Origin of the sequence: Pseudomonas fluorescens (assembly GCF_018614655.1) — a bacterium.
GTDB classification, from domain to species: Bacteria; Pseudomonadota; Gammaproteobacteria; order Pseudomonadales; family Pseudomonadaceae; genus Aquipseudomonas; species Aquipseudomonas fluorescens_BX.
The window spans coordinates 311329-327450 of the sequence record NZ_JAGGOG010000018.1; the positions used below are offsets into that span (position 1 = coordinate 311329).

Below are 16122 nucleotides of genomic sequence, written 5' to 3' on the forward strand. Positions count from 1 at the left end.
AATTATTTTTACTCGATAGCCAACGGCGGTACGTCTCGTTATAGCCAATGCAACTGATTCCCATTTGATTCAGTCTCGCAACTATAAGATTCGTACCTTCCGGAGCGCTCTCGATGTCCTCTCGTTTCAATCGGTCCTCTTCCCCCGCTCGTCGCCATGGCTTGTCCCTGCTGACCGCCGCCATCTTGCTGGCGGGAAGTCAGGTCGCACCTGTCATGGCCGCCACCGGCACCGAGCCTGCCACTCGCAGCCACGGTAATTACAGCTTCAGCATCGAGCAACAATCCCTGGTTTCGGCACTCAACGCCTTTACATCGGTGACCGGCTGGCAAATCGGCCTGCCGGCGGAGTTGGCCCAGGGTGTTTCCTCCCCTGGCGCACGCGGCTCGCTGACACCGGAAAAAGCCCTGGACCGGCTGTTGGTGGGGACCAACCTGAGCTACCGCAAACTGGGCAATAACAATATCGTCCTGGAAAAGCGTGCCGCCGGCAGCACCCTCAACCTGCAACAGGTGACCATCAGCGCCACCCGCCAGGAGCAGGACGTGTCCAGCGTGCCCAGCACCGTCACCGTGCATGACCGTGAAGAACTGGACCGCCAGAACGTGAACAACATTCGCGAACTGGTGCGTTACGAGCCCGGTGTCTCGGTGAGCGGCACCGGCAGCCGCTCGGGCAACGCCGGCTACAACATTCGCGGTATCGACGGCGACCGCATCCTGACCCAGGTCGACGGCGTTGAAGTGCCGGACAACTTCTTCAACGGCCCCTATGCCAAGACTCGCCGCAACTACGTCGACCCGGAAATCGTCAAGCGCGTGGAAATCCTTCGTGGGCCAGCCTCGGTGTTGTACGGCAGCAGTGCCATCGGCGGCGCGGTGAGCTACTTCACCCTCGACCCTGACGACATCATCAAGCCCGGCCAGGACTTCGGCGCACGCCTCAAGACCGGCTACAGCTCCGCCGACGAAAGCTGGTTGACCTCCGGCACTGTGGCCGGCCGTGTCCAGGACTTCGACGGTTTGCTGCACCTGAGCCAGCGCAATGGCCATGAAACCGAGTCCTACGACGGCAACAATGCCAACGGCCTGGCCCGCACCGGCGCCAACCCGGAAGATGCGCGCACCACCAACGTACTGGCCAAGTTGGGCTGGAACTATGGCGATGACAACCGCCTGGGCCTGACCTATGAGAAGTACAAGGACGACCGTGATATCAATCAGAAAAGTGCGGTGGGCGGCCCCTTCAACGCCGGGCAAGGCTTCAACTTCTATCGCGGGCGCCAGGGTAACGACACCATCACCCGCGAGCGTTTCGGCATAGAAAACCGCTTCAGCCTCGACTCGCCGATTGCCGATCACATCAAGACCAGCCTCAACTACCAGGTCGCCAAGACCGACCAGACCACCCAGGAAATCTACCAGCCGTCCCGTAAGGTATTGCGCACCCGCGACACCCTGTACGAAGAAAAGCAGTGGGTATTCGATGCGCAGTTGGACAAGGCTTTCAACATCGGCCAAACCGACCACCTGCTGACCTACGGCACCACGCTCAAGCAGCAGAAAGTCACCGGTTCCCGCGAAGGCGGCGCCACGTGCCTGGCCGTCGGCGCAGGCTGCACCGCTATCGGCGCGCCGAGCCCATCCGCCGCCGACAGCGTCAAGAAGTCCAGCGACTTCCCTGACCCGACCATCAACAGCTACAGCCTGTTTGCCCAGGACCAGATCAGCTGGAATAACTGGACCTTCCTGCCCGGCGTGCGCTACGACTACGTGCAACTCAAGCCCAAGCTGACCCAGGAGTTCCTCAATACCGTCAACCCGAACGGCACCGATCCGGTCAGCGACGAAAAGAAAACCTGGCACCGCGTGTCGCCCAAGTTCGGCCTGACCTATGCCCTGACCGAGCAATACACCTGGTTCGGCCAGTACGCAGAAGGCTTCCGCACCCCGTCGGCCAAGGCCTTGTACGGGCGCTTTGAAAACCTCGACGTGGGCTACATTGTCGAGCCCAACTCCGGCCTGAAACCGGAAACCAGCAAAAGCTACGAAACCGGCCTGCGCGGCAACTTCGAGTCCGGCAACTTCGATGTGGCGGTGTTCTATAACAAGTACCGCGACTTCATCAACGAAGACGCCTCTGTACCTGGCGGCACCGTCGAAGCTTTCCAGGCCAACAACATCAAGCACGCCACCATCAAGGGCGTGGAAGTCAAAGGCCGCCTGAACCTCGACGCACTGGGCGCGCCGCACGGCCTGTATACCCAGGGTTCGATTGCCTACGCTCACGGGCGCAATGACGACACCGGCGAACCGCTGAACAGCGTCAACCCACTCAAGGGTGTATTCGGCCTGGGTTACGAGCAGGAAAAATACGGTGCGCTGGTCAGTTGGACCCTGGTCAAGAAACAGGACCGCGTCGACAGCACCACCTTCTTCGCCCCCGACGGCAACAAGGCCAACGGCCCGTTCAAGACGCCAGGCTTTGGTGTGGTGGACCTGACCGGCTTCTACAAAGTTACCGACGACGTGACCATCAACGGTGGCCTGTACAACCTTACCGACAAGAAATACTGGAACTGGGATGACGTGCGCAGCTACGACGGCGTCGGCGAAGCAGGCGTGACCTCACCTGCCAGCCTGGACCGCCTGACCCAGCCGGGCCGCAACTTTGCGATCAATCTGATCTGGGATATCTAAGCCCTGCACACCACTGCGCCAGTTTTGTGACGGGCGCAGTGAGGATTTTTTACGGTGGCGCGTCTTCTTGTTCGTCTAGTTCATAAGCACTTGTCACCGAGCACCTCGACTTCTCTAGGAAAGATCACATGAACCCCCAACACCCGACCACCGAAGCCGGCCAAGCCCCTCTCCTGCGCTCCCAGCGGGTTAGAGAATTGACCCAGGACCTGCACAAAAGCCTCGAGGACACCGTCGGCGAATGGGCACCTACCGACACCCTTCCCGGCTTCACCCGTTTCGTGCAAATGCAGTACCTGTTTCAGTCGGAAATCCAGGCGCTGTACCACGACCCCGAGTTGGTCAAACTGTTTGCCGACCTGCCTGAGCGCTGCCGGGTAAAGGCCGCCGAAGCCGATCTGGCCGACCTCGGCGCACAGGTTCCAGCCGCCGTTCCAGGCGCTCTGCAAGCGCCGTCCAAGGCCCAGGCACTGGCCTGGATCAGGGTGTCGGAAGGCTCGAAACTGGGCGCCGCCATCCTCTTCAAGCAAGCGGTTGCCCTGGGTTTCAGCGAAACCCACGGTGCACGTCATCTGGCAGAACCCGAAGGCGGCCGCATGCGAGGCTGGAAAGCGTTTAATGCTATCTTCGACAACCTGCCCCTCAGCGCCGAGGAGGAAGCCGAGGTGGACCAAGCCTCCAGAGATGCCTTCGCACGTCTGGAACTGTTGTTGCGCACCGTTGGAAAACGCGCCACCAGCCCTCAGCCGGCATAAGTAACGGCGGCCATGGCCGTGCAACAACCGGTCGCTGATGGCGACCGGACACTCACCTCATATTATTGGCCATGACTCGACCTACCCTTTCACGCTCGAAAACCGCGCGCCTGCTGTTCGGCCTGCTGGCTTATGTCAGCCTGGGTATCGGCTTGATCGCGATTGTCGTGCCGGGCCTGCCCACCACCGAGTTCATCCTGCTGGCCGCCTGGGCCGCTACCAAGAGTTCGCCGCGCCTGAGTGCCTGGCTGGAAAACCACCGGTTGTTCGGGCCGATCCTGTCCAACTGGCGCAACGGCAGAATCATCGCCCGCCGGGCCAAGGTCAGCGCTACCGTGAGCATGCTGCTCTGCGCAGGCTTGATGCTGGTGATGCTGGAACATGGCTGGCCCATCTACCTGGCCATTGCCGGGATGAGCCTGGGCAACCTGTGGATCTGGTCACGGCCGGAACAGCTCCCACAACCTTCCTGATTCAACCCTACCGCTCATCGCCTGCCCCTCATGAAATGGCCGCCCGCGCCGATGTTCCGGGCAAGGCGCCGAATGGACTTGGCCATGCACTGCTTGCATACCAATAAGTCCATTCGCGAGTAATCCTATGTTCGACTCCCTCTCCATCCGCTTGAAAATCGTGCTGCTGTCCGGCCTTTGCCTGCTGGGGGTGATCGCGCTGATTGTCAGCATGAACATCTACCAGACCAACCAGAACGACCAACTGATCAGTACCTCGAGCTCGCGAATGCTCACTGCCAGCGTGGAAAACCTGCTCCAGGCCAAGGCCGCCGAACAAGCAGTGCAACTGCAGAAAACCTTCGGCGAAAACCTGTTGGTGGTCACCGCCCTTGCCGACCAGATCAAGGGCCTGCGCACCCTCGCCCACGAACAGTCGCTGCCCGCCAGCGCCCTGCGTGAAGAACTCAACCGCAGCCTGAAAACGGCCTTCGAACGCAACACCAAAGTGCTGGGCATCTGGCTGTCCTTCGAGCCCAACGCCCTGGATGGCAAGGACGGTGACTTCGTCAACGACAAGGTGCGTGCTTCCAACGAAGCCGGACGCTTCTCCAGTTACTGGAGCCGTGCCGGCGGTGAAGGCTTGAACACCGTGATGGTCGAAGACGACCTGACTAAGACCACCCTCAACCTCAGCGGTACGCCCTACAACATCTGGTACACCTGCCCACGGGATACCCAACGGACTTGTCTGCTGGACCCGTACGCCGATGAGATGGCCGGTAAATCGATGCTGATGACCACCATCTCCCTGCCACTGCTGGCGGACGGCAAGGTGATCGGCGTGGTCGGTGTCGACCTCGCCCTTGATTCCCTGCAAGCGGCAGCCAACGCGGCGCAACAAGAGCTGTTCGACGGTGCCGGGGTCATGGAAATTCTCTCCGGCACCGGGCTGATCGCCAGTTACAGCGGCCAACCGGAAATGATCGGCAAGAACCTCGTTGATACCCTCGGCAGCGAAGGCAAAGAAATAGTGCAACTGCTGGCCAGTGACACCCATAAGGTCCGAGAGCAAGACGACACGATCCGCGCCGTGTACCCGGTCAAGCCGATTGCCGAGGCCAAACCCTGGGGCGTGGTGATCAAGCTGCCCAAGCAAGTGCTGCTGGCCGACGCGGTGAAACTGCAAGGCGTGCTTGACCAGGCCCAGGCCAGTGGCACCCTGAAAGCCTTGCTGGTGGGCGCCGCCGCCGGCCTGCTGGGGCTGCTGTTGATCTGGCTGACCGCCACCGGCGTGACCCGGCCGATCAACAGCGTGGCCGCCATGCTCAAGGAGATAGCCAGCGGCGACGGCGACCTTACCCAACGCCTGACCTACGACAAAAAAGACGAACTGGGGGAACTGGTGAACTGGTTCAACCGTTTCCTCGACAAGCTGCAACCGACCATCGCCCAGATCAAGCAGAGCATCACCGAGGCGCGCGGCACCGCCGACCAATCTTCGGAAATCGCCCGTCAGACCAGCGAAGGCATGCAAGTGCAGTTCCGCGAAATTGATCAGGTGGCCACCGCCTCCAATGAAATGAGCGCCACCGCCCACGACGTGGCCAACAGTGCGTCTAACGCCGCCAGTGCCGCCCGCGGCGCTGATCAATCGGCCCGCGAAGGCCTGTCGATCATCGAGCGCAGTACGCGGGATATCACCACCTTGGCCGAGGAAGTCAGCAAGGCCGTGATAGAAGTTGAAGCCTTGGCGGTCAACAGTGAGCAGATCGGTTCGGTGCTGGAAGTCATCCGCAGCATCGCCGAGCAGACCAACCTGCTGGCGTTGAACGCCGCGATTGAAGCGGCCCGGGCCGGGGAAAGTGGCCGCGGTTTTGCAGTGGTGGCCGACGAGGTGCGCAACCTGGCCAAGCGCACCCAGGATTCAGTGGAAGAGATTCGCCTGGTGATCGAGCGTATCCAGGGCGCCACCCGTGGTGTGGTGGCGACCATGCATTCAAGCCAGAGCCAGGCACAGAACAATGCCGGGCAGATTCAACAAGCGGTGCAGGCCCTGGGCAAGATCAGCGACGCGGTAACGGTGATCAGCGACATGAACCTGCAAATCGCCAGCGCCGCCGAGCAGCAAAGCGCCGTGGCCGAAGAGGTCAACCGCAACGTCTCGGCGATCCGCACCGTGACCGAAACCCTGACAGGCCAGGCCACCGAGTCAGCGGCCATCAGCAGCCAGCTCAATGCGCTGGCCAGCCAGCAGATGAAGCTGATGGATCAGTTCCGGGTGTAACCCCGCCCAAAAAACAACGGAGATCCCTGTAGCCGCTACCGAGGCACGAGGCTGCGATAAGGGCCGCAGGACCTTCAGCGGTTCAAGACCCTTGCGACTGCTGCGCAGCCGATCGCAGGCTGCGCCAGCGGCTACAGGGGAGTGGCGTTTATCTGTCCCCGGTCCAGGCGCTGACAAATGGCGCCAGGTCTTCCTTCGGCGCCGTACGCGGCGGGTTCTGTGGGGTGCCGAGGTAGAGGAAGCCAATGACTTCCTCGCCAGCGCTCAGCCCCAAGCCTTTGGCGACGTGCGCCGAGTAGGACAGCTCACCGGTCCGCCACACCGCTCCGATTCCCTGGGCGTAAGCCGCCAGCAGGATGCCATGGGCGGCACAGGCTGCTGCCAGGAGCTGTTCGGACTTGGGTATCTTGAAGTGCTCCTGCAGGCGAGCAATCACCACCACGACCAACGGCGCTCGCAATGGGCCGGCCTGTGCCTTGTCGATCACAGCCTGAGGCGCATCGCAATCTTGCAGGCGAGCCGCTTCGGCCAGCAGCGTGCCCATCTGTTCACGAGCCGTACCTTCCACCGTCAGAAAACGCCAAGGCCGCAGTTGACCGTGGTCAGGCGCACGCATGGCTGCCGCGAACAACACCTCGCGCTGCTCGGCGGTAGGGGACGGCTCCAGCAATCGCGGCACGGAAACACGGTTGAGCAAAGCGTCGAGAGCCTGCATGGCCACCTCCAGAATAAAATGTACGGTCATTCTATCGGGATTGAATCCGATAGCACCAAACGATAATTGCTCTTATTCAATCAGCCCTGCCCTGTTAGACTTTGCGACCTTATTTTCTGCCTACGTTCAGGAAACCTGATGTCTCGTTCGCCTCTTCGCTTGTGTGCATGCTTGATGGCCCTGAGCCTGAGTGCCTGCGATGACGCGCCACGCTTTACCAAGGCAGAGCCGGGTGAAGCGCGGAGCGGCGGCGCGACGACAGTGAGAAAGACCGATCAGAATGCCTTCTCCCTGCCATCAGCTAACCTGGCGCCCACCCGGCGCCTGGACTTCAGCGTCGGCAACAGCTTCTTCCGCAGTCCCTGGGTAATCGCACCGTCCACCACCACCGCCCGGGACGGCCTGGGGCCGCTGTTCAATACCAACGCCTGCCAGAACTGCCATATCAAGGACGGTCGTGGCCATCCGCCGCTGCCTGACGCGCCCAACGCCGTGTCGATGCTGGTGCGTCTGTCGATTCCTGATGCGCCGCCCTACGCCAAGGTCATCGAGCAAATGGGGATCGTTCCCGAACCGATCTACGGCGGCCAATTGCAAGACATGGCGGTACCCGGCGTCGCTCCGGAAGGCAAAGTGCGGGTCGACTACACACCGCTGAACGTGAGTTTCAAGGACGGCACCGTGGTCGAACTGCGCAAACCGACGCTGCAGATCACCCAGCTCGGCTACGGGCCGATGCACCCGGACACACGCTTCTCCGCCCGCGTGGCGCCGCCGATGATCGGCCTGGGTTTGCTCGAAGCCATCTCCGACGCAGACCTCCTGAAAAACGCCGCCACCCAGCCGGATAAAAACGGCGTGGCAGGCCGAGCAAACTGGGTCTGGGACGACGCCCAGCAAAAAACCGTCCTCGGCCGATTTGGCTGGAAAGCCGGGCAACCGAACCTCAATCAACAAAATGTTCACGCGTTCTCTGGTGATATGGGCCTGACCACTAGCCTGAGACCGTTCGATGACTGCACCGATGCCCAAGTGGCTTGCAAACAGGCGCCCAACGGCAATGGTCCCGATGGCGAGCCGGAAGTCAGCGATAACATCCTGCGCCTGGTGCTGTTCTACACCCGTAACCTCGCGGTGCCGGCCCGCCGCGACGTCAACTCCAGGCAGGTGTTGGCCGGGAAAAACCTGTTCTTCCAGGCAGGTTGCCAGTCGTGCCACACGCCAACATTCACCACCGCACAAAATGCCGCCGAACCCGAATTGGCCAATCAAGTGATTCGCCCCTACAGCGATTTGCTGCTGCATGACATGGGCGAAGGCCTGGCTGATCACCGTACCGAATTCCAGGCCAGTGGCCGCGACTGGCGCACGCCGCCGTTGTGGGGCATTGGCCTGACACAAGCCGTCAGTGGCCATACCCAGTTTTTGCATGACGGCCGCGCCCGTAACCTGATGGAAGCCGTGCTGTGGCACGGCGGTGAAGCCCAGGCGGCGCAGCAGCATGTGTTGTCGTTTAATGCCGAACAGCGCGCTGCGTTGCTGGCATTCCTGAATTCTCTATAAGCTTTGTCACAATTACAGAAGGGAGCTCGACATGTTCCGTCCCAAGTTGTTGTTCACCAGCCTGGCCGCCCTCGCGCTCGGCGCCTGTTCGCCCCAGGACCCGCAAGCGGTGACCTCGGCGGCCATCGCCAAACAAGTGATCCTGCCAACCTACAGCCGCTGGGTCGACGCCGACCGCCAACTGGCCGTCAGCGCGCTGGCCTACTGCCAAGGCAAGGAATCCCTGGAAACCGCCCGCGCTGACTTCCTGCATGCGCAAAAGGCCTGGGCCGAGTTGCAACCACTGCTGATCGGCCCGCTGGCTGAGGGCAACCGCTCATGGCAGGTGCAGTTCTGGCCGGACAAGAAAAACCTGGTGGGCCGTCAGGTCGAGCAACTGGTCACCGCCCAACCGCAGATCGACGCTGCCGCGCTGGCCAAGTCCAGCGTCGTGGTGCAAGGCTTGTCCGCCTACGAATACATCCTGTATGACGCCAAGGTCGACCTGGCCGATGCCGAGCAGAAAGCCCGCTATTGCCCATTGTTGATGGCCATCGGCGAACGGCAGAAAGTCCTCGCCGAAGAGATCCTGTCGCGCTGGAACACCACCGACGGCATGCTCGCGCAGATGACCAAATTTCCGAACCAGCGCTACGCTGATTCCCACGAAGCCATCGCCGATCTGCTGCGCGTCCAGGTGACCGCCCTCGATACCCTGAAGAAAAAACTCGGCACGCCTATGGGCCGTCAGAGCAAAGGTATCCCGCAACCGTTCCAGGCCGACGCGTGGCGCAGCCAGTCGTCCCTGCAGAGCCTGGAAGCCAGCCTCGCCGCGGCTCAGACCGTGTGGGTAGGCGTCGACAACAAGGGCCTGCGCGGCCTGCTGCCAGCCGATCAGAAGCCGCTGACCGACAAGATCGATGCCGCTTATGCAGCGTCCCTGAAACTGTTCGCCAGTAACCAGCGTTCGTTGAATGAACTGCTGGCCGATGACGCCGGGCGCCAGCAACTCAACGATATCTATGACAGCCTCAACGTCGTCCACCGCCTGCACGAAGGTGAGCTGGCCAAGGCGCTGGGCATCCAACTGGGCTTTAACGCCAACGACGGTGACTGATGATGCTCAGGCGACAGGCTTTGGCCATCGGCAGCGTGCTGCTCAGTGCGATCACGCTGGGTGGCTGGACGCTGTTCAAGCAGAAGGGCAAAAGCCCGCTGCTGCTCTCGGCGCGCGATGACGGTGATGGCAAGCACTACGCCGTCGGCTACCACCTGGACGGCAAGCCAGTGTTTGCCACCCAGGTCGGCCAACGTTGCCACGACATCATCGACCACCCGACGCTGCCAATTGCGCTGTTTGTCGCCCGCAGGCCAGGTACCGAGAGCTACCTGATCGATTTGCGTGACGGTGCGCTCCTGCAAACCATCACCTCACATGCCAATCGCCACTTCTATGGCCACGCGGTCATTCACAAAAGCGGTGACTGGCTGTATGCCACGCAAAACGACACCTCCGATCCCGGCCGCGGCCTGCTCGGCGTGTACAAATTCGAAGGTGAGCGGCTGGTGCACAGCGGCGAGCTTTCCACCCATGGGGTAGGTCCGCATCAAGTGTCATGGATGCCTGACGGTGAAACCCTGGTGGTGGCCAATGGCGGCATCCGCACCGAAGCCGAAAGCCGGGTCGAGATGAACCTCAACGCCATGGAGCCGAGCCTGGTACTGATGCAACGTGACGGCACCCTGTTGAGCAAGGAAACCCTGGCCCAGCAGATGAACAGCGTGCGGCATATGGGGATTGCCAGCGATGGCACCATCCTCGCCGGGCAGCAGTTCATGGGGCCGTCCCATGAACGTTCAGAGTTGCTGGCGATCAAGCGCCCTGGCCAACCTTTCGTGCCGTTTCCGGTGGCTGACGAACAGTTGCAGGCCATGGGGCACTACACCGCCAGCGTCGCCGTGCACAGCGAATTGCGCCTGGTGGCCCTGACGGCACCACGGGGCAATCGGTTCTTTATCTGGGACATGGACAGCGGTGAGTTGCGCCTGGACGGCCCGTTGCCGGACTGTGCTGGCGTAGGCGCCGTAGCAGATGGGTTTGTGGTGACCTCCGGCCAGGGTCGTTGCCGGTTCTACGATTGCCGACAGTCGCCATTGGTGGCAATGCCTCTGGAGTTGCCAGCCGGTCTCTGGGACAACCATCTGCACCTGATCTGAGGACACGACGAAAAAAAAGGCCTCGCTATGCGAGGCCTTTTCAGGGGGTTTCAATAGTTTCAACTCTGCGGCCTCATCCCTTGAGACATCCCGAACATAAACAGCAACAGCTCATGATCTGGCTTGGCCGGAATACTCACCTTGGCGATCCGAGGCAACAGACACTGTCCGCCACCTTGCACCGCACTGAGCACTTGTGTCCGGGGCTGCTCCCAGGCAGCCATGGCCAGGGAAGCAATTCCCAAGGCCCCCAACAGAAACAAACCTCGTGCTATTTCTAGCTTCATCAGGTTAAACCTTTGATCGCGCTGCCAAACGCCGTCTCATAAAAGTAGCTGAGTTTTTGCCAGTCGGTACTGTTCCACGACGAGTGGCGACGCAATTGACGCATGTCGTGGGACGCCGCCTGCCGAGCGGTCATGCGCTGGCGGCACTTCTCGAAGTCCAACAACGCCACTTCAACAGTGGCCGAATCACCTTCACCCGTGACCCGCACAAAAACATGCTTGATATACAGGCATCCGTGTTGCCAGCGACCCTTGTGCATACGTGCCAGGGTCCCGGCCAACTCCTGGAGAAGGCGCTCATGCACTGCCTCACCGTACTGCTCGCGGCCACCGGCGGCGTACCAGTTTTCGATCTCGTCGAACCCTTCCAGCGCCGCCGTCACCAGCAAGGCCTCCCACTGATGCTCCGAATCACGGCGAGCACCGCAGAACACCAGTTCCGGCACACGTACATCCAGCAAACGCAGGCCTTTGAGGGCATCACGCTCGCGTAACACGGTCGGGCGTCCAAAAGGATGGAGCCAGCTGCGGTAGATATGGCCTGTCTGGCGCTTGCTATAGAGCAAACGCCCGTTAGTACCGACCACGCGTTGCACACCACTTTCACCGCCGCGACGACGGTTGGGCTCCTCGACCCATTCGCCCGTCTGGCGCCAGAAATAATCAAATCGCTCTTCGGGAGCTACTTCACTACCGGCTAAACACTCAACTGCCATCCTGTTACCTCTTGCGTAATACATACACTCGCCACATGGCGTAGAGCGGAATGAAGTCCAAATGTTCCTGAACCCGAAAACCGGCTTGCTCAAATTCAGCCTCAACAGTAGCAGCCGGTAACACAAACCTATTCTGGTAACCGCCCTGCTCCCCTCTGTTGCGACGTCGCACCTCGGAACGCTTGCGTTTCCAAGCCTTGAAATTGCCATCCACCCACAACGAAATAATCACACTATCGCGTGTAACCCGTTGAAATTCCTTCAATATTGCAAGCCGGTGTTCAGGCTCGCCAATGTGGTGCATCAGGCGCATGCAGAAAATGCTATCGACCGCGTTATCTGGCAAATCGATATCAAAGGCAGACGTCTGCAAGGGGCGTACCCGTTTCACCACATCCGCCGGTTGGGCAACGGTGGCAATCTTCAACATCGACTCTGAGTTATCTGCACCGATGATCACACGGTTGGGTTTTTCTGCCAGCAACGGCCAAAAACGCCCCGCCCCGCAAGGCAGATCCAGCACCAGGCCTGGCTCGCCGGCCATGGCCAACGCACCGCGAGCCAATTGCTCATCGCGTTTGTGGGACATCCGACGCGCGAAAGTGTCCTGATGCTTGAGCAAATAATTCTGCGCGTGCTGATCGTCGTACTTTTCGGAAAAATCAAGCTTGATCGGACTAGACATCAACGGGTCTCCGGTTACTGATGCCTACGACCTTATGTTTCGGTCTGTCATCGTCCGGTCAACCCTTTGTGAAAAAAACGTTCCGTCTAACGCTAAAACAATACAAAATTTTACAAGATAACATCATGGCACGGGGCTATCTTCGGCGAAAAGGCCGGGATCTCTCCGCGAGGGTAGAGGCAGTGCAGGATTCAGGATTTGACCTGGCTCAACTCAACGTGGAAACGGCAGCCGTTGGGTTCCATGGTGCTGAGACTGACGGTCCAGCCTTGGTTCTCGCAGATCCGCTGGACCAGTGACAAGCCCAACCCAAGGCCTTCGCCGCGCTTCTCGCTACCGCGCACAAACGGCTCGAACATCGCCTCACGCTTGTCTTCGGGGATCCCGACACCGCTGTCCTCCACCACGAACCCGGTAGGTTCCAGGGTCAGTCGGATAAACCCACGCTCGGTGTAATGCAGGGCATTACGCAACAAGTTACCCATCACCGCGTGCAGGAAGGTGGCGTTATAGCGGGTGTCCAGAGGGTTACCCGGCTGATAGATCAGTTCGATGCCCTTGTCTTTGATCGGCTCACGCCAGATTCCCAGCAAGTCGTCGGCCACCCGGGCCAGGTTGACCTGAGGCGACATGCTGGCGTCTTCCCGCTGAGCCCGTGCCAGCATCAGGAAGGTCTGCACCAGTTCACGCATTTCTTCGCAGGCGCGGGCGATGCGTTCAACCTGGTTGCGACCGCGCTGGTCAATCGCCGGATTTTCCAGCAACAGCTCACAGGAACTGGCCAATACCATCAATGGCGTGCGCAACTCATGGCTGACATCGCTGGTAAACAACCGCTCCCGGGATAGCGCCTGACGCAAACGCCCGAGGGTGGCGTCGAATGCCACCGCCAACTCACCGACTTCATCCGCGGCATAGTCCGGGGCCAAGGGCGGAGCCAAGCCGAGCAATTGGTCGCGATGACGAACCTGGCGGGCCAGCCGTACCACCGGCGCCATCACCTTGCGGGCCAGGACCCAGCCGAGGAACACTGCCAGCGCCAAGCTGAGGATAAAACCCACCAGCACCACGGCAAACAGCACCCGCTCACGTTCTTCGAAGTCGCTCTGGTCTTGCAGCAGGACGTAGCGGCGACCGTCGACGATCTCGACCATCGCATGGTAGGAAAGCTGCTCGCGAAACACCTCATGAAAGCCTACGTCCAAGTGGCGCAGGTCCTTGGGCAACTCGAAGTCGCCCGGGCCACCGCTGAAGTAAAACAATTGGTCCGGCTCGGGACGGTGGCTCCAGTCCTCGACACTGTCCATCAACAACAGACGCTGCAGATCCCCCCCCAGGCCGGCAGAGATCAACTTCTCTTCCACCAGATGCACCGTCGCGACGATGCCCATGGCGAAAGCCCCCGCCACCAACGCGCTCATCAACGCAAAGGCAATGATGATCCGCTGGGCAAGGCTTTGCTTAAACTCCATCACGACCCTCGGCCAGGCGATAGCCCACACCATGCACCGTTTGCAGCAACGGTTTGGCGAAGGGCTTATCGATCACCTGACGCAATTGATGGACGTGACTGCGCAGGCTGTCGCTGTCCGGGCAATCGTCACCCCACAGGGCCTCTTCGAGAATTTCGCGGCGTAATACGTGAGGGCTTTTCTGCATCAACACCGCCAGCAGCTTCAGGCCTACCGGGTTGAGCTTAAGCAGGCGCCCCTCGCGGGTCACTTCCAGGGTGTCGAGGTCGTAGCTCAAGTCGCCCACTTGCAAGGCACGGCGACCGCCACCCTGGGCGCGTCGCAGCACAGCTTCTATCCGCGCGGCGAGTTCCGACAGGGCGAACGGCTTGAGCAGGTAGTCATCGGCACCCGACTTGAAGCCTTGCAACCGGTCATCCAGTTGGTCGCGGGCGGTAAGCATGATCACCGGCGTATCACGGCGGGCGTCTTCACGCAGGCGCTTGCACAGGGTGTAACCATCGATCCCCGGCAGCATGATGTCGAGCACGATCAGGTCGTAATGTTCGGTGGCGGCCAGGTGCAGGCCCGACAATCCGTCCTGCGCACAGTCCACGGTGTAACCCTTGAGCCCCAGGTAATCGGCCAGGTTGGCTAGAATATCGCGGTTGTCTTCAACCAATAGGATTCGCATGGGCAATGTCTCCGTACGCGGTAACAGCCGTGTTGGCTCGCGCAGCTTAAGGCCAAGTCTGTTTCAGGGCTAGGGTTGAACGGGCAACCATAACGTGTTTCAAGCAATTGATCGTCTTAACAAGTTTTTCACTATAGGTTCACAACCTCACTACAGCACCGCGCCGATGATCGCGCCCATTCGATATCACCCTACCGAGTTCGCCATGTCATCCACCGCTGCCCGACCGGCTTCACCCCCCCTCAACCTTGGGCTATGCCTCGCCGTTCCAGCCATCGCGGCAGTGACCTTGCTATTGCTGCAACTGACATCACTGGATATGAGCCTGGCCAAGCTTTTCTACAGTCCGGCCGAGGGTGGCTTTATCGGTCGCCACAGTTTTTTCCTCGAAGACATCCTTCACGACCGCGCCAAGCAGTTGGTCATTCTGTTCTCGCTGCTGGCGATACTGGGTTTTATCGGCACATTCATCCTTGAACGCCTCAAGCCCTATCGTCGCGAACTGGGTTGCCTGGTGCTGTCTCTGGCGCTGGCCACGGCGTTCGTCACGCCGATGAAGGCCGTCACCGCCGTGCAATGCCCGTGGAGCCTCAAAGAGTTCGGCGGCAAGGAAACCTACAGCGAACTGCTAAGCCCCCGCCCGCCAACCGATAAACCTGGACGTTGCTGGCCGGGCGGTCACGCGGCTACCGGCTTCACTTTGTTCGCCTTGTTCTTTGTGTTGCGCGATCGTCGGCCGCGCCTGGCACGTAGCGCTTTCATCTTTGCCGCCAGCTTGGGCACCGTGTTTTCCATCGGCCGGATGATGCAAGGCGCGCACTTCTTTTCCCATAACGTGTGGACGGCAATTTTTTGCTGGCTGATCTGCCTGGGGACGTATTACTTCTTGCTGTATCGACCCGCGAAGACGGCTGAGCCCGCCCTGATCAAACATAAAATAAGTTACTGATTTTAAAAGGTTAAACCTTAGCCTTCAAAACCATAAATCTCGTATATAGCCCAATGCTGTTCACTTAAGGAAAAGCGCCGCTTACCCCGAGATGGGCAAGCGGCGTTTTTTTGGGATTCACCGAAAAATCTACACAACTTTTGCGGGCTTTGTTTTCTGTAGCCGCTGCCGAGGTACGAGGCTGCGATAAGGGCCGAAGGACCTTCAGCGGTTTCAAGACCCTTGCGACTGCTGCGCAGCCGATCGCAGGCTGCGCCAGCGGCTACAGGTGATCGACACGACCCTGTAGCCGCTGCCGAAGAATGAGGCTGCGATAAGGGCCGCAGGACCTTCAGCGGTTTCAAGACCCTTGCGACTGCTGCGCAGCCGATCGCAGGCTGCGCCAGCGGCTACAGGTGATCGATACGGCTCTTGTAGCCGCTGCCGAGGCACGAGGCTGCGATAAGGGCCGAAGGACCTTCAGCGGTTTCAAGATCCTGGCGACTGCTGCGCAGCCGATCGCAGGCTGCGCCAGCGGCTACAGGTGATCGACATGGCCTGTAGCCGCTGCCGAGGTATGAGGCTGCGATAAGGGCCGTAGGACTTTCAGCGGTTTCAAGATACTGACGACTGCTGCGCAGCCGATCGCAGGCTGCGCCAGCGGCTACAGGTGATCGACACGGCTCTTGTAGCC

At 60.4% G+C, this 16122-nt stretch carries 14 protein-coding genes and 1 pseudogene; 9 read left to right on the plus strand and 6 right to left on the minus strand.

All coding sequences use genetic code 11. The annotated features are described in order from the left end of the window. The first annotated feature begins 113 nt into the window (after positions 1–113). From J7E41_RS19510 to J7E41_RS28570, 5 genes and pseudogenes are all read left to right on the plus strand, one after another. Positions 114–2699, plus strand: a complete 2586-nt coding sequence (locus tag J7E41_RS19510) for a TonB-dependent receptor (protein ID WP_214995310.1) — start codon at positions 114–116, stop codon at positions 2697–2699. Between the two features lie 128 nt (positions 2700–2827). Then, entirely contained in the window at positions 2828–3454 is a 627-nt protein-coding gene (locus tag J7E41_RS19515; RefSeq protein WP_214995312.1) for a biliverdin-producing heme oxygenase, read from the plus strand. A gap of 71 nt (positions 3455–3525) precedes the next feature. After that, positions 3526–3927 (plus strand): YbaN family protein, encoded by a 402-nt coding sequence (locus J7E41_RS19520; protein WP_214995314.1) that lies wholly within the window; start codon positions 3526–3528, stop codon positions 3925–3927. A 268-nt stretch (positions 3928–4195) separates the two neighbouring features. Further along, positions 4196–5335: pseudogene (locus J7E41_RS28565) on the plus strand (PDC sensor domain-containing protein); the annotation flags it as partial. Positions 5336–5437: 102 nt separating this feature from the next. Further along, positions 5438–6193, plus strand: a complete 756-nt coding sequence (locus J7E41_RS28570; protein WP_435304132.1) for a methyl-accepting chemotaxis protein — start codon at positions 5438–5440, stop codon at positions 6191–6193. A gap of 148 nt (positions 6194–6341) precedes the next feature. On the opposite strand, the gene J7E41_RS19530 is transcribed toward J7E41_RS28570, so the two are convergent. After that, complete coding sequence (locus J7E41_RS19530) at positions 6342–6908, minus strand: nitroreductase family protein (protein WP_214995319.1); 567 nt, start codon at positions 6906–6908, stop codon at positions 6342–6344. 138 nt (positions 6909–7046) lie between these two features. On the opposite strand from J7E41_RS19530, the gene J7E41_RS19535 reads away from it, so the two are divergent. The 3 genes from J7E41_RS19535 to J7E41_RS19545 are packed head-to-tail and all read left to right on the plus strand — an operon-like array spanning position 7047 to position 10667. After that, a complete protein-coding gene (locus J7E41_RS19535; protein WP_214995322.1) occupies positions 7047–8471 on the plus strand; it encodes a di-heme oxidoredictase family protein in 1425 nt (474 codons plus the stop codon). 31 nt (positions 8472–8502) lie between these two features. Beyond that, a complete protein-coding gene (locus tag J7E41_RS19540) occupies positions 8503–9567 on the plus strand; it encodes an imelysin family protein (RefSeq protein WP_214995324.1) in 1065 nt (354 codons plus the stop codon). A gap of 2 nt (positions 9568–9569) precedes the next feature. After that, positions 9570–10667 (plus strand): DUF1513 domain-containing protein, encoded by a 1098-nt coding sequence (locus J7E41_RS19545; RefSeq protein ID WP_214995373.1) that lies wholly within the window; start codon positions 9570–9572, stop codon positions 10665–10667. Between the two features lie 59 nt (positions 10668–10726). On the opposite strand, the gene J7E41_RS19550 is transcribed toward J7E41_RS19545, so the two are convergent. The 5 genes from J7E41_RS19550 to colR form a co-directional block, all read right to left on the minus strand. Continuing rightward, entirely contained in the window at positions 10727–10954 is a 228-nt protein-coding gene (locus tag J7E41_RS19550) for a hypothetical protein (protein WP_214995326.1), read from the minus strand. After that, positions 10954–11670, minus strand: a complete 717-nt coding sequence (locus J7E41_RS19555; RefSeq protein WP_214995329.1) for a lipopolysaccharide kinase InaA family protein — start codon at positions 11668–11670, stop codon at positions 10954–10956. The genes J7E41_RS19550 and J7E41_RS19555 overlap by 1 nt, the downstream gene beginning before the upstream one ends. 4 nt (positions 11671–11674) lie before the next feature. Continuing rightward, positions 11675–12355 carry a class I SAM-dependent methyltransferase gene (locus J7E41_RS19560; RefSeq protein WP_214995331.1) on the minus strand — a complete coding sequence of 227 codons (681 nt, stop codon included), beginning with the start codon at positions 12353–12355 and terminating at the stop codon, positions 11675–11677. A 191-nt stretch (positions 12356–12546) separates the two neighbouring features. Further along, on the minus strand, positions 12547–13827 hold the full coding sequence (locus J7E41_RS19565) for a sensor histidine kinase (RefSeq protein WP_214995333.1): 1281 nt from the start codon (positions 13825–13827) through the stop codon (positions 12547–12549). Further along, on the minus strand, positions 13817–14500 hold the full coding sequence (colR, locus tag J7E41_RS19570; RefSeq protein WP_003175870.1) for a two-component system response regulator ColR: 684 nt from the start codon (positions 14498–14500) through the stop codon (positions 13817–13819). The genes J7E41_RS19565 and colR overlap by 11 nt, the downstream gene beginning before the upstream one ends. Positions 14501–14705: 205 nt before the next feature. Between colR and J7E41_RS19575 the strand changes: the two genes are divergently transcribed. After that, positions 14706–15449, plus strand: a complete 744-nt coding sequence (locus J7E41_RS19575) for a phosphatase PAP2 family protein (RefSeq protein ID WP_214995335.1) — start codon at positions 14706–14708, stop codon at positions 15447–15449. The last annotated feature ends 673 nt before the right edge of the window (positions 15450–16122 follow it).